The 15,021-nt window shown below is 39.1% G+C and carries 12 protein-coding genes; 8 read left to right on the top strand and 4 right to left on the bottom strand.

Annotation, left to right across the window (positions count from 1 at the left end):
• Positions 1 to 22 precede the first annotated feature (22 nt).
• Positions 23 to 1,237, top strand: a complete 1,215-nt coding sequence (locus tag A3GQ_RS0110890; RefSeq protein ID WP_028777074.1) for an MFS transporter — start codon at positions 23 to 25, stop codon at positions 1,235 to 1,237.
• Positions 1,238 to 1,294: 57 nt separating this feature from the next.
• Here A3GQ_RS0110890 and A3GQ_RS0110885 read toward each other — a convergent pair whose 3' ends face one another.
• Positions 1,295 to 3,010, bottom strand: coding sequence for an Rqc2 family fibronectin-binding protein (locus tag A3GQ_RS0110885; RefSeq protein WP_028777073.1), 1,716 nt, complete (start codon positions 3,008 to 3,010; stop codon positions 1,295 to 1,297).
• A 124-nt stretch (positions 3,011 to 3,134) separates the two neighbouring features.
• On the opposite strand from A3GQ_RS0110885, the gene A3GQ_RS0110880 reads away from it, so the two are divergent.
• On the top strand, positions 3,135 to 5,807 hold the full coding sequence (locus tag A3GQ_RS0110880; protein WP_037464649.1) for a calcium-translocating P-type ATPase, SERCA-type: 2,673 nt from the start codon (positions 3,135 to 3,137) through the stop codon (positions 5,805 to 5,807).
• A gap of 17 nt (positions 5,808 to 5,824) precedes the next feature.
• Positions 5,825 to 6,658, top strand: a complete 834-nt coding sequence (gene dapF / locus A3GQ_RS0110875; protein WP_028777071.1) for a diaminopimelate epimerase — start codon at positions 5,825 to 5,827, stop codon at positions 6,656 to 6,658.
• 530 nt (positions 6,659 to 7,188) lie between these two features.
• Here dapF and A3GQ_RS0110865 read toward each other — a convergent pair.
• A complete protein-coding gene (locus A3GQ_RS0110865; protein ID WP_028777070.1) occupies positions 7,189 to 8,628 on the bottom strand; it encodes an MATE family efflux transporter in 1,440 nt (479 codons plus the stop codon).
• Between the two features lie 375 nt (positions 8,629 to 9,003).
• Between A3GQ_RS0110865 and A3GQ_RS0110860 the strand changes: the two genes are divergently transcribed.
• From A3GQ_RS0110860 to A3GQ_RS0110850, 3 genes are all read left to right on the top strand, one after another.
• Positions 9,004 to 9,909 carry an SDR family NAD(P)-dependent oxidoreductase gene (locus tag A3GQ_RS0110860; protein ID WP_028777069.1) on the top strand — a complete coding sequence of 302 codons (906 nt, stop codon included), beginning with the start codon at positions 9,004 to 9,006 and terminating at the stop codon, positions 9,907 to 9,909.
• Between the two features lie 24 nt (positions 9,910 to 9,933).
• Entirely contained in the window at positions 9,934 to 10,509 is a 576-nt protein-coding gene (locus A3GQ_RS0110855; protein ID WP_028777068.1) for a TetR/AcrR family transcriptional regulator, read from the top strand.
• Between the two features lie 88 nt (positions 10,510 to 10,597).
• Positions 10,598 to 11,080, top strand: a complete 483-nt coding sequence (locus tag A3GQ_RS0110850) for a DinB family protein (protein WP_028777067.1) — start codon at positions 10,598 to 10,600, stop codon at positions 11,078 to 11,080.
• A gap of 129 nt (positions 11,081 to 11,209) precedes the next feature.
• Here A3GQ_RS0110850 and A3GQ_RS0110845 read toward each other — a convergent pair whose 3' ends face one another.
• Positions 11,210 to 12,559 (bottom strand): tetratricopeptide repeat protein, encoded by a 1,350-nt coding sequence (locus tag A3GQ_RS0110845; protein WP_028777066.1) that lies wholly within the window; start codon positions 12,557 to 12,559, stop codon positions 11,210 to 11,212.
• Positions 12,560 to 12,732: 173 nt separating this feature from the next.
• Here A3GQ_RS0110845 and A3GQ_RS0110840 point away from each other — a divergent pair, with 173 nt between their 5' ends.
• On the top strand, positions 12,733 to 13,017 hold the full coding sequence (locus A3GQ_RS0110840; RefSeq protein WP_156877663.1) for a hypothetical protein: 285 nt from the start codon (positions 12,733 to 12,735) through the stop codon (positions 13,015 to 13,017).
• A 10-nt stretch (positions 13,018 to 13,027) separates the two neighbouring features.
• Entirely contained in the window at positions 13,028 to 13,381 is a 354-nt protein-coding gene (locus tag A3GQ_RS0110835) for a hypothetical protein (RefSeq protein WP_156877662.1), read from the top strand.
• A 67-nt stretch (positions 13,382 to 13,448) separates the two neighbouring features.
• Here the strand turns inward: A3GQ_RS0110835 and murA are convergent, their stop codons facing one another.
• The gene (gene murA, locus A3GQ_RS0110830) at positions 13,449 to 14,750 is read right to left on the bottom strand and encodes a UDP-N-acetylglucosamine 1-carboxyvinyltransferase (RefSeq protein WP_028777063.1); all 1,302 of its coding nucleotides are present in this window, start codon (positions 14,748 to 14,750) and stop codon (positions 13,449 to 13,451) included.
• Between the last annotated feature and the right edge of the window lie 271 nt (positions 14,751 to 15,021).

The following is a 15,021-nucleotide window of genomic DNA, read 5'->3' as shown; positions in this document are numbered from 1 at the left end:
CACAGGTTTGCTAGGAAAGAGGGTGACAAATATTTCTTCTATATTTACTACCTATCGGGGATTTAATCGGGAAGTTTGGTTTTTGGTTTTGATTTCCTTTACTACTCGAATGATTACTTTTGTTTTGCTTCCCTTTATGATTATTTACTTAGGGAAAATCGGAATGGACGCTACAGAAATAGGATGGATCATTGGTAGTGGATGGATTTTGGGGTCAATAGCTGGTCCTTTGATTGGTTACTTATCTGATCGGATCGGTACAAAACCGGTTTATTTCTCTGTGATGATTGTTTGGTTGCTATCCTTTATCGGATTTGCTTATGTGGATAACTTTTACTTACTACTCATTATTAGTTTGATTAATGGAATAGGCCGAACTTCGATTGATCCATTATTATTGACTAGAATGTATCGATCTGTTGATGTATCAAAACAGACCAATGTTTCTAAACTTAATTATATAGCATTTAATGCAGGTATTATGATTGGACCGTTTATTGGTACAGAACTATCAAAATCGTTTGGGAGCGAAGTATTTATTGGTTCTGCCTGTGTATTTACGCTTTTTTTACTACTGGATCCCTTTTTTCGATCCAAAAGTATCAGAAAGGTAGAAAAACAAACGATCACTTTAAAAGCGACATTACGCGTATTGTGGGCAGATCAAACGCTCAAATGGTATATTTTAGCTGGGACCATTTTTGCTGTTGCCTATATACAAATTGATTCGACACTTCCGCTTGCACTACAAGCAGCTCAGTTGTTTAGTTGGTATTCGCCCTTAAGTTTGCTCAATGCACTTGTGGCAGTAATTATAACTACACCACTGATGAATTGGGCTGAGAAACGTTCTTTATCTTCTATGATGCTTTTAAGTGTTGTATTTGTTATGTTAGGTTTCTTTTGCTTCATTAATAGTTGGATTCCCTTGTATTTCTTAGGGTTTTTGTTCATTTCTTTATCTGAAATTTTATTCTATCCCCTCTGGAGAGAATCGATTGCAAATTTAAATCGTTCTTTGCAAGGAACTTATCTAGGAACAACAAATTTCTCTTATATTGGTTATTTTGTTGGTTCTGCTTTAGGTGGAGAGTTATTTCAATGGTGGGGCAGCGGGTATACGTTTCTTTTCTTTGCGATTATTAGTATGGCTACGTTTGTTGCGTTTCGGATTGGACAACGTACATTGGATTATCGAGAAGCGAACACGGTACCTGTACAAACAACTACTCCTTAACAAATCATAAGATATAGTAATGAAGCTATAAAATAAAACTGACACTACTTGATAGCGTCAGTTTTTTCTATTTTTAAGGATGGATTCTAGTTTTTGTTGTTCAGGTGTAACATAGAGCGTTTTTTGATCCACATATATGACATAACCAGGTCTTGCCCCTGATGGTTTTTTTACATGTTTGACTGAGGTGTAATCTACAGGAACCTGACTCGATTCTCTTGCTTTACTAAAATAGGCTGCTAGCATAGCGGCTTCCAGTAGTGTATTTTCGGAAATTTGATCTGATCGAATAACAACATGAGAACCAGGTATATCTTTGGTATGAAGCCAAGTATCTGATTTTCTAGCAATTTGATGTGTCAATCTGTCATTTTGTTTGTTGTTTTTTCCTACTAATATGGTTGTTCCATCTGTTGCAATATAAGAAGTGGGAGTAGGTTGAGAAAGTTTTTGGCGTCCTTTTTTGATTTGTTTTTTGATCCAGCCTTCTTCTGTCAATTCTTCTCTTATTTGTTCTACTTCTGCTAGATTTGCTAGGGCAAGCTGTGCTAGGACGGATTCGAGATAATAAATTTCTTCTTCGGCAATTTGAATTTGCTCTTCGTTGTATTTTTTTCCCGCTTTTAATTTTTGATATTTTTTATAGTATCGCTGTGCATTTTCATTTGGAGAAAGGGTCGGATTGAGTGGTATGGTTACTTCGTTTTCGGACTCTTCATAATAATTTATGACTGTTACTGCTTTGTCCCCTCGATTGATCTGGTGTAAATAGGTAGTAAGCAGCTCCCCATAAAGCTTTGCTGTTTCTGCTTTGGCAGAATTCGCTATTTCTTTTTGCAGAATCTTGATTTTTCGTTTGTTTTTTTCTACATCTCGTGTAAGTTTTTGTACCAATGCTTGAGTTTGTTGGCCAACACGGTCGCGTTCTGCTTTATCCGCATAAAAGGCGTCTAAACATTGGCTTATCGATTCGAAAATGCGGTGTTTCCCTTGTTTATTCGTTAAGGGAAGACAGGAAAAAAGCGTACGATTTTGAACGGTCACCATTTCAGGTTGATAACGATGCTGCAACATATTTTGTTGCCATGTATGAAAGGATTCCCAAAGAGATTCGCGATTTCCGAGCTCAGCTCGATGCAATATTTCTTCTGTCGTTAATGGCCCTAATCCCATAAAATGATTGGTTAATTGTTTGGATAACTGGCCTGCATTGTAATCCAAGCTGGAAATGAATGCATCATGTTCAACGGTCAATGGATTCATTTTTCCTTGATCAGGTGGAGCGATGTACGTTACTCCTGGCAGTACTTGGCGGTATTGGCTAGTTTGGAAACCAACTCGACGCATTGCATCGATTACTTTATTCGATGTTGGATCTACTAAGATAAGATTACTATGCCGACCCATGATTTCGATGATAAGTTGCCGTTCGACAATATCCCCGAGTTCGTTTTTTCCTTTTAGCCAAATATGGATGACTCTTTCCAGTTCTACTTGTTCAATACGCTCAATAATGCCGCCTTCTAATTGCTTGCGCAATACCATGCAAAACATAGGAGGTTCTGTCGGATTTTCATAAGTTGCTGTGGTGAGATGGCATCTTGCATAAATAGGATGACAAGATAACATCAACCGATGGTTTTTTCCTTTGGCACGGATAGTAAATACGATTTCCAATGAGCTAGGTTGATAGATTTTCGTGATACGACCAGTTGCTAGTTCATTATGTAATTCGTGCGTGACAGCACGAGTAACGGTTCCGTCAAAAGACATTGAGGCTCCACTCCTTATCTAACCCATTGTACATGATCGCCGATTTTAACACCATTCTTTACTTCTAAGCTTGTTTATCCTGCATAGGATGAAAAGAGAAGGTTGTGGGACAAGGAGGAAGAACATGTCTGATTCATCACGATTTGTGGGATGGACAACGGAGGAAGTAGCAGAGTATTTTCAAGTGAACAAGGCAACAGGCTTGCAAGAGAAAGAAGCCAAAAAACGGCTGGCAAAAGTCGGCAATAATCAGCTGTCTGAAGGAAAAAAAGCTTCCTTATTGGCGCTGTTTTTTAATCAGTTTCAAGATTTTATGGTGCTGATCTTACTTGTAGCCACACTGATCTCTGGCTTGTTAGGAGAGTATGTGGATGCGATTGCGATTCTTAGTATTATCGTGTTGAATTCCATATTAGGTTTTGTCCAAGAAGTAAAGGCAGAGCGTTCTTTATCAGCGTTGAAAAAATTATCTGCTCCAATGGCAAAGGTTTTTCGTGGTGGTGAGTGGGTTCGAATCGATGCAGCTTTAATCGTACCTGGTGATGTTGTTTCGCTTTCGAGTGGAGATCGTATCCCTGCGGATATTCGTTGGGTGGAGTTGACTGGATTAATGGTGGAAGAATCAGCTCTGACAGGTGAATCCTTACCTGTAGAAAAAATAATCGAACCCTTAAACCAAAGTGACCTAACCTTAGCAGATTACCACAATATGAGTTTTATGGGGACGATGGTTGTCAAAGGTTCTGGCATTGGTATTGTCGTTCATACAGGTATGGATACCGAAATGGGACGTATTGCCCATTTGATCCAAAGTACGGAACAAAATGTAACCCCTTTGCAAAGACGATTGGAGCAATTGGGGAAAATCTTGATTGTTGTAGCTCTTTTTTTAACTGCATTGGTTGTAGTAACTGGTGTGATGCATGGTCATGATTTGTACAATATGTTTTTGGCGGGAGTGAGTTTGGCGGTAGCGGCTATTCCTGAAGGTCTACCTGCAATTGTGACGATTGCTCTAGCTCTAGGTGTACAACGAATGATCAAACGTCAAGCGATCGTACGAAAATTGCCTTCTGTTGAGACATTAGGCTGTGCTTCTGTGATTTGTTCCGATAAAACAGGTACCTTAACAGAAAACAAGATGACGGTTACTCACATCTATACTAATTCTCAATTGATTTCGCTCGAGGATGAAAGTGAATTACTTAAAAAACATCAAAATCCAATGTTACAAAGGCTTTTACAGATAGCTGTATTATGTAATAATGCCAGCCTGATTCAAAAAGGTAATAATATTACATACGAAGGTGATCCAACGGAAGGTGCTTTATTGGTCATGGGTGCACAGGGTGGAGTCACGAGAGGAGGTTTGGAAAGTAATTGGGACAAAATCAAAGAACATCCTTTTGATTCAGAGAGAAAGATGATGTCCATCGCAGTAGAAGATTCCAAAAAGAACCGCAAATTATTTGTGAAAGGTGCTCCAGATGTTTTGATTCGAGATTGTACCCATATCTATCTAAATGGACATGTGGAGCCGATAACGGCGAAAGTGCGGCAACAGTTATTAGATCAAAATGAACATCTGGCTTCCAATGCACTGCGAAATCTTGCTTTTGCTTTTCGAGAACTATCTGGGAACATTCAGCAGCAATCAGAAAAACAATTGGAGAAAAATCTCGTATTTGTTGGGCTTGTCGGAATAATTGATCCACCTCGTAAAGAAGTGAAGCATGCGATAAAGCTATGCCGTCGAGCGGGAATTCGGACTGTGATGATCACAGGAGATCATCAAGCAACAGCCGAAGCGATTGCTATCCAACTAGGGATCAAACGACCAAATGGTTTGACAGTAACAGGACGAGATATCTACAATATGGATGATCGTACCTTTCTGCAAGAGGTAGAAAAGATAGATGTGTACGCTCGTGTATCCCCAGAACATAAGTTAAAAATTGTTTCGGCATTACAACAAAAAGGACATGTAGTTGCGATGACAGGCGATGGAGTAAACGATGCTCCAGCAATCAAAGCAGCAGATATTGGGATTGCCATGGGGAAAACAGGTACAGATGTATCCAAAGAAGCTTCTTCTCTCATTTTAGCCAATGATAACTTTGCTACAATTGTCTCTGCTATTGAAGAAGGACGACACATTTATGATAATATACAAAAGTTCATCAGTTATTTGCTTGCAAGTAATGTAGGGGAAATATTGGTTATGTTTTTTGCCATGTTAATGGGACTTCCCTTACCGCTTATCCCAATTCAAATTTTATGGGTGAACTTGGTGACAGATGGACTGCCAGCGATGGCACTTGGAGTGGACCCTGCAGAAGAAGATACGATGTCTCGAGCACCGCGAAATGGGAAAGAAAGTATCTTTGCAAGGCGTGTAGGGTGGAAAATCCTCACTCGTGGACTATTGATTGGTTCATGTTCCTTGATGGCATTTTGGGTTACCTACCATGAAGGTGGACAACTAGAGTTAGCTCAAACGGTAGCATTTGCCACCCTTGTCTTTTCACAACTTATTTATGTGTTTGACTGTAGATCGATGGGTACGATATTTGAGAGAAACCCATTTACAAACTGGACTTTGTGTTTGGCAGTTCTAATCTCGATGTTCTTACTTGTTGTTGTCATTTACTATCCACCACTTCAACCAATTTTCCATACGGTACCACTGCAAATGCATGAGTGGGTATTGATTATCGTCACCTCTACTTTGCCTGTAATCTTAGCTGGATTGATGGATCAATTAAGAAAACCGATTAAAAAAACAGTGGCTCAATAGAAAGGAAACACACCACCATGAGATTTCATAAAATGCATGGCTTAGGCAATGATTTTGTTGTCGTCCAAATAGAAGACGAGTTTCCTTCTGATGTATCCGAATTAGCAAAACAAGTTTGTGATCGTCATACAGGAATAGGTGCTGATGGGCTCGTTTTTATTACACCATCAGAGCAAGCGGATGTTCAAATGCGCATTTTCAATGCAGATGGTACAGAAGCACAGCAATGTGGAAATGCTGTTCGTTGTGTTTCTAAATACTACTATGAGAGAATGGACAACAGCAAAACCGAAATATTGGTAGAAACAATAAGAGGAATCCAGCAGATCGTAATGCAAGTAAAAGCAGGAATAGTGGAATTGGTACAAGTTGATATGGGTGAACCCATTCTTGTACCATCCCAAATACCTGTTGCGTCAAAGTCGATTCATGATCATGTTGTGATAGAAGATCAATCTTATGCCTTTACCGCTGTTTCCATGGGCAATCCTCATGCTGTGATAGAGGTAGAAACGTTATCTGATGAACTAGTTAAGGGTGTTGGACCAAAAATTGAATTAGATAAAGCCTTCCCAGAGAAGGCGAATATCGAATTTGTTAACATCCACTCTCCACAAGAGATTACCATGCGTGTATGGGAGCGAGGAGTAGGGGAGACAATGGCTTGTGGATCAGGTGCTTGCGCAGTATTAGTTGCAAGTCATCTGAATGGCAAAGCAGAGCGAAAAGCGATGATCCATCTGCTTGGTGGGGATCTGCTGATTGATTGGAATGAAGAAGATAACCATGTCTATATGACAGGGCCTGCGGCATTTGTGTTTACAGGGGAATATGTACAAAACAAAGCATAGACAATTGAAATTAAGCTCTCCAATTTTTTAAACAGGAGAGCTTTTTTCTTTACCTCTCTTTTATTTTTATAGGTGGGACGATTGTATACATTTTTACTATTGACTATACCGCTACGTCAACCTTTAGGCTGGAAATGAAGAAGATAGGATGTATTACAAAATGAAGGAAGTCCTCGATACAGTGTTAGGTATGCATGCGCCTTTGTTGCTTTGATCATATTGGGATACTTGAGTGGGTAAGACTTTATACAAATATTAAGTTTGAGAGATTACGCCAGATAAAGGTGGATTAGAAACAGGTGAGAGGATGGAACAAAGATGGGATCGTATCAAAAAAACAAGAGAAAAAAGGATATTCCCAGCCCATCAAATCTATTTTGATTTATAAGCAGGCAGAATACATGAAAAGTTGCGGATGGAAATGAGTTTCATTTCTTAAATAAGGGTGAAACTTACTTGGTATTATTTTTGTCGATTAAATCAAATAAATGGGCAACACCTCTCCATCTACCGACGAAGAGGTGTTTTGTTTAACTGTGCGAAGCACAGATAGATGATGGACATCGAGTCCATTTTTTGGAGTAGAACCTTCCAGCTACAAGCGATCCCCTGAGAATTTCAAAGAGAACCCTTGAGATCAGAATGGCATCCAATCCCCAGTCTTTCACTACCCACAACGAAGCGATCCAGAGTACCGTTGCGATGATCATGCTGTTCCTGCTACCCTTACGGTCTTCGACTGGACCAAGTCCACCCCTGTACATGACACAATAACAGGTGAAAGGGACGAGCCAGAAGAGAGCCAATAGAGCAACCTTATGCGACAATTGGATGGTGGTTGGATCGTCAGTGTACAGATCCGCGATCCATTCCCAAGTCACATACTGGAGAACAGCCAATATCCCCATGAACAGACATGTCAGTCCTAGGAAGCTGTTGACCATGCTCACGAGCTCCTGATCTTTCTTTTTTCTCTTTTCTACTAGCTCGTGAATTCGTACCTGATCCTCCATCCCGTCTCTTTCTTGAAATTCGAGGATATCGTGCAGTTCACGATGCATCGATGTGCGTTCTCCATAGAGTGTGCTAATCTTAGGAGACATGACTGCGATGAATGCATTCATCAACACATAAGTGATCTGAACTACATCAGTATGGATTTTCTGAGCTGCGTATGCCTCGTTGCTGATGTAAAGGGTCACAGATCCATAGGACACCAAAGATACGCGGGTCAAGATCGATTGAATCATCGTATCTTTGGAGAGGAAGAACATGCTCTTTAGGAGCGTCCACTCCGGTTTCCAAGGGATCCTCTTTTGGAAAGCTTGCCTCTTGAGGGGGCGGATCAGGAGCATAAGACCAGCCAGTTTACTGATTACAGTTGCCCATGCGACTCCAACCAGACCTAGTTCGAGGAATTGAATGGCCAGAATTGCCAAGGCAATGTGCAAGCCATTCATCCAAGAACCCGCCTTCAAAGGGGACTTGAAGTCCTCCATCCCCTGCAATGCTGTTGCTGCTAGATCCCTCAATCCCTCGATGAGGTAGAATCCTCCAAAGATCCTCAGATAAGGAGTTCCCTGTTCTACTGTTGCTTGATCAGCTCCTATTGCTGAGAGGAGCTGTGGTGCAAATACGATCGCAATGGCAGAGAGGAGGATGCTCAACAGAGCGACTTGGTAAAACCCTTGGACAACGACTATCCCTTTTTGCGATTGGGTAATGCCTTTTTCCTTTTCCTCACCGATTGTCTTGCCCACCTTTGTATTGGTGACATTGGTCAAGGAATCGATCAGGAAGCTGAAGGTAAGGAGGATCATGCCCGACACACCGACTGCGGCGACGGCCGTGAGACCCAGTTTGTTCGAAACAAGCAAGCCATTGGAAATGAGTGCTGCCTTACCAAGGCTCTTTTCTACGAACGTTTTCCACAGTTTATGTCGAATGTCTTTCAGTAGATGCCAGTTCATTTCGTTTCTCTCTAGGTGATGTTTGCAGATATTTCTTTCTATTTATTATAATACAATAAATAACCTAGAAGAATTAATATATAGATTATTGTGACGAGTATCCAATTGGTGAAGTACAGAACGTTTTTTAATGTAGGTATTTTTAGGAGTTCTATAAACGGTCAACATTCCTTGATCAATGGAGAAGTTTTTCTAGTGAATGAAAGATCTTTTCTTTGAAGCAGAAAATAAGAAAAAATGGTAAATACCTTGTCGTGAGGAAGCACATCTATCGTACGATAATTTTTTTCATTAAAGTTATTGACAGTAGAAGGGGAGTGCGTTATTATTTTTTTGAACGAACTGTTCGTTCAAAAAATCAGAGGAGAGATTTTCATGAAAACAAATACAACGACGAAAAAGTGGACTGTGGAAAATAAATATATCCTTATTACAGGTGCTACGAGTGGCATCGGTTTAGCAGCAGCAAAAGAAATGGCATTACAAGGAGCACAACTTGGTCTTATTGTCCGAAACGAGAAAAAGGCGCAAGCAGTAGTCGATGAAATCAAACAATTAACGAATGGAAAACGGATTCCACAGATTTTTGTAGGCGATATGTCTAGTCAACTATCTATTCAACAAGTTGCTAATAAAATATTAGATACCTGTCCAAAAATAGATATATTGATTCATAATGCTGGTGCGATGTTTGTCACACAACAAATTACAGAAGATGGCATAGAGAAGACTTGGGCAGTCAATCACCTAGCTCCATTTCTTCTGACAGAATTGCTGTTAGACCGTTTAAAAGAAAGCGAACATGCAAGGATCATTACGACTGCTTCGCATGGTCATAAAATGGCGAAAAAAGGTATGGATCTAGATGATGTACGAGCAGATAAGCTATATAAAGGATGGAATAGTTTGCTAGGCGGTGCTAATCTTCGTTATGGACAAAGTAAGTTAGCAAATATATTATTTACTTCTCAATTAGCTAAAATAGTAGCAGATACAAATATCCACACATACTGTTATGATCCTGGTTTAGTTGCAACGAACTTCAATCAAGAAAACGGAGCATTAGCAAGAGCAACAATGGCGGTAATGAAATTGTTTTCACGTACTCCTGAGAAGGGAGCAGAGACGATGGTTTGGTTAGCAGATTCTGATGAAGTTAGTGATCAAAGCGGACTTTATTATTTGGATAAAAAAGCGATTGAACCTGCTCTGATTGGACAAGATCAAAACTTAGCACAGAGACTTTGGGAAACGAGTGAAAAGCAAATTAGAATAACATAAAATGATATATAGGAGGATTTCAAATTGTCACCATTAAATAAGGAAAAGCTAAGTAAAATAAGAGATGAAAAAAGAGATCGAATTAAAAAAGCAGCTTTACATGTATTTGCAAGGCGTGGAATCATTGGAACAACGATGAGACTAATAGCCAAAGAAGCAAAAATTAGCTTAGGACTTTCGTATAGTTATTTTACTTCGAAAGATGAACTCTATGTGGAGTTAGTTCGAGACGCAATGGAAGAAGCTAACCAATCTTTTCACAATATGGAATGGAAAACTGGCACGCCTGTAGAACTTTTGCGAAGTATTACAGAACAAATGTTAGAAGAGAGCAACAAACAATCTTTTCTGCTCATCCAACAAGTGCAAACATCGGATGAAGTTCCAGAAGAAGCCAAAGCAATCATCCAGCAAAATTCGTCTCACAAATGGATGGAGCAATTCGTTCCAATTATTATTCGAGGACAGCAAGCAGGTGATTTTTGTAAAGGCGATCCTGAAAAATTGTTGTACTTCTTTTTTACTGTAATCACTGGGCTTATGTTACAAGAAGGGGTAGAACCAGATATCGATTTGTTGATGAAGATAGTAACGAAGTGATAAATTTTGTTTTGCTCAGATTACTCTATGTCATTTAAAAGAATATCGATCAATGCAAATGATTATGATGTCAAATGGAGGAATCACGATGAACAACAAAAATATGTTACTGGAACAATGGACTGCTTGCTTTGATCAAAATAATTGGTTTGTTTCCCTTAAACATGCACTAGAAGGATTAACAGAAGAACAAGCATCATGGAAATCAGGTGAGATGACCAACTCTATTTGGGAACTAGTCAACCATTTGAATTTTTACAACGAACGTTATTACTATCGTTTTCAAGGCAAAAAGATAGAGGATATCTCACATGACTACAACACTTTTGAAACGGTGGAAGGATTAGGATGGCAAGAAACCGCAGAAAAGTGCTTGCAGATTTTATCCGACTGGCGTGTGGAGTTAGAAAAAGCAGATCCTGAAAAGTTAAATAGCAAAGAAAACTTGGATTACGAATGGGTTTTGGCATTATCCAATATGACAATTCACCATGCTTATCATATTGGGCAGATCGTACATATACGGAAACAGCAAGAGGCATGGAGTGCGGAGCAGGGTGTGAAGGGGTAAGTTGGGGATGTATGGAATTTGCAGTATAAGAAAAAGGATGGGAGCTAATGCTTTTCATCCTTTTTCGATTTACTTGGTTTTTAGTGAAGTTATAGAATAAGAGATATCAGCTACCTCCTGGCTGATCAGTCATCCTAATTCACCCCATCTCATTTCGGCTTTCACTTGAAATACTTTATTTCTATATTCTTCAAATAATTTTTGATTGCTAAGTTTTTGATAACAAAAGCCTAGGTTAATGGCGATCTCACATTTTTTTTCACTTGTATTACTTGTTTGAAGTAATTCTTCAGCTTTTTGATAAGGATAAATCGCTTTAGAAAAATTTCCTTGTTGTACCAAGCAATCTCCTAACGAAACAAAACCATCAATCAAATTGATCATATCATGATTTTTCTCGCTTATGAAGATAGCTTCTTTTAGTGCTTTTTCAGCTTTCTTCCACTCTTTTTGTTGCGTATAAAGTTGACCCAGGTGAATAAATGCAGTAACAAGTGGAAATTCATCTTTAATGCTTTTTCGTAATTTAAGTGCTGATAGAAAATATTTCTCTGCTTTTGTAAGATTGTTAAGCTTGAAGTAGATAGTACCAATTGTAGTACGTAAACTCAATACATAGTCAAAAAATTTGTTGTTTTGTGCGATTTCCCATCCTTGATAAGCATAATCAAGTGCTTTTTCATACAGTTGCAGATCGATTAAAATAACTGCAAACATGTTATACATTTGAACAATTGTGTATGGGTGGACAGTAGAAAGAAAGATTTTGGTACTCGGCACATTTTCAACTGCTGCATGTAATGCTTCGATTGCCTCTAGTGCCTTTTCTGGTTTGTTCAATCTTCTCAAATAAATACTTTTGTTTAATAAAAAGTGAAATTGATACCTAGGTCGTTCGCCATCAGGGTGAAAAACGTTGAATCCGTCTATGTTATATTGTAGGGCATCTTCTAGTTGATTTTCAAAAAATGCGACCCTACTTAGCTCATTAAAACTAGCGGCTTTAAGGTTGGTTTTAGCTAAGTTTTGTTTTTGCTCAAAGAGCATGATTGCCTCATGGAAATATGCTTTGGATTTCTTCCATTTCTTCTTTTCATAAGCGCATCGTCCTAATAAGTATATGTAGAGAGGATTGAGGTTATCGCGTTTGCTGATCTGATACTTTTCTTTTATTTCATCTAATTTTTGTAGGGAGTCATCGGCATCAACAGCGATGACGTTTTCGATCTCTTTTAATTCTTCCTCTGCTTCTTGTTCCATTTGCTCTTTTTCAGCTACGATGCCAAATAACGAACTTCCTAAACTGAGTTTTTCGGCGTAATAAATATACATCGATTCCGTCACATTGGGTAAACCCCGCTCTGCATTGCTAATGGTGGAACGAGAGATATTTTCGTCTACCATATCCTCGATCCGATGCCCCAAATCGCGCCGTTTGTTTCGTAGGATAGTACCGATTTTCTCCAATGGTAGTGTCATTTTCTCACCTCTTAGATTGAAAAGGGATAATCTTAGAATTCGAGACGAAGTTACCATATCCTTCCTGTAATAGCCGGAAATCCAAGAATATATAAAATAAATATAATTATTGATAAAATTTAAAATATTATTTAATATTTTATGTAGAAGTTACCTCTTTTGGTATTCTGTAAATGCACTTTAGGTTTGATGCGATGACTTTAGACTGGATTATGCAAATTCGATCTACTCCATTGGAAGTAACGGAGGCACTACAAGAAATAGCAGACGAATATCAGTATGCTGCGGATCAGATGCATCTGCATAAACTACAAATCGTAGAAGAATTAATTCAAAGAAAAAAAGGATACATGGTGCGTTTTTTATTTCCGGAAGGATCAGATAATGATGAAAGATGGCTTTATGCGGTGATTTGTATGGAAATCAGAAAAATGTATAAATTTTCTAAGTTCAGGTGAGGTGAAATAGGTGGCTTTACGCTTAATGGTAGAAGGGTGTCGAGAGAAAGTGAAGGAATTTGTGGATTCCGTACAATCGATTCCACAATGGCGTTTCTATAATGTCTCCCGAATGACATTAGGTAGGGAAGAGATGCGGTTTGATTGTTACTTTGATAAAAAACCAGAAAGAGAGAGCGAATCAAAATTAACAGAAAGGTCGATCAGTAAACTTATGATCACAAGTGAAAAAGGGGTAACAATGGAGATTGTTCTGCTAGATGCTGAAGTTATACAAATGGGCAATGGAATCACTTATGTTCATGGGAAAAATTATGATCCTTTTTCGGTTGGAAAGAGCGAATGCAAGAAAAAGGATCAGTGACAATACGGAACTCCATAATTGATGATGAAAAAAGCGTTCTAGATAACTAGTCTAGAACGCTTTTTCCTTATTGTGGAAGGGATTCTTTTTGGAAAAATGGATTGGTTTCTTTATTGGATCTATCAATTTTTGCACCCAAAGATTTTAATTGGCCTACTAGATCAATATAACCTCGATCAATATGTCTCAATTCGCTTACTTCGGTCACACCATCTGCGATCAATCCAGCTAAGACTAGTGCAGCACCTGCCCGTAAATCGGTAGCCATTACTTGTGTACCAGATAACGAATGACCACCTTCAATCATAGCTGTTTGCCCATTGATTTTGATGTTTGCTCCCATTCGACGGAATTCTTCTACATGCATAAACCGATCTTCAAAAACCGTCTCGGTAGCCATACTTGTGCCATTTGCTGCCAGTTGTAAGACCATCATAGGAGATTGCAGGTCAGTAGGAAAGCCAGGGTAAGGCAGAGTTTTAATATCTACCGGCTTGAGTTCCTCTGTCCCGCTGACATGGATTCCATTTTCGCATTCCAACACGGTGACACCCATTTCACGCATTTTGACGATTAAAGAAGTGAGGTGTTTGGATTTTGCATGTTCAATAAATACATCACCTTTGGTAATGGCAGCGGCAATCATATAGGTGCCTACTTCAATCCGGTCTGGTATCACCGCATATTCGGTTCCTCGTAAAAAATCGACTCCTTCGATGGTAATAAAAGGTGTGCCAGCTCCTTCAATTCTTGCACCCATCTGATTGAGGAAATGCGCTAAGTCTTGAATTTCTGGTTCGCATGCTGCGTTTACAATATTGGTTACCCCTTTTGCAAGCGTCGCCGCCATGAGAATATTTTGGGTAGCTCCTACACTGGGAATATCCAAATAAACATTATTGCCTCTCAATTGATCAGGAACAAATCCTTCGACATAGCCATGACCGATGGTGAATTCTGCGCCAAGTGCTTCTAGTCCTTTTAGATGTTGGTCAATGGGACGACTTCCAATAGCACATCCACCAGGAAGTGGCACTCGCGCATATTTTTTTCGTGCAAGCAGCGGTCCAAGAACGGTAACAGAAGCTCGCATTTTACATACCAATTCGTAAGGAGCCTCAGTCGAATCGAATTTTTCTGCTTGAATGGTCACGACGTCATCCTTGACCGCTACTCGGATGCCAAGTGCCTGTAATAACTGTGTTATGGTAGCGACGTCTTCTAATCCTGTAGGCACATTGGAAATGGCTACTTGATTGCGAGAAGCTAAGATCGAAGCAGAAATTAAAGGAAGTACCGAATTTTTTGAACCATGTGCTCGGATGGTTCCTTGAAGCTTCGCTCCACTTTTTACAATGATTTTTTCCATATCAATAACCTCCATAAGTAAATTAAAAATGCTATTTCTTTATGAGTCTTATGAATGAAAGAGTGAGGTTCATTATTAGATATATGTCATGGTAAATGGGAGTGTGAGTAGGATAAGTCTGATAACTTGTCTCTCCAACTTCTGTGTTGGGCTTCCATCATATTAATAAAATCCTTGCTTATGTAATGAATTCATGTAGGTAAAATCAAGAGGATTTTATAAAGACTACTCCTATCTTACCATGAAAAAATTCAGAGGATTTGAACTGAGA

Source organism: Shimazuella kribbensis DSM 45090 (assembly GCF_000428065.1).
GTDB lineage: Bacteria > Bacillota > Bacilli > Thermoactinomycetales > Thermoactinomycetaceae > Shimazuella > Shimazuella kribbensis.
The sequence above is the reverse complement of the archived record's forward strand: the minus strand, read 5'-3'. Positions and strand labels throughout refer to the sequence as shown.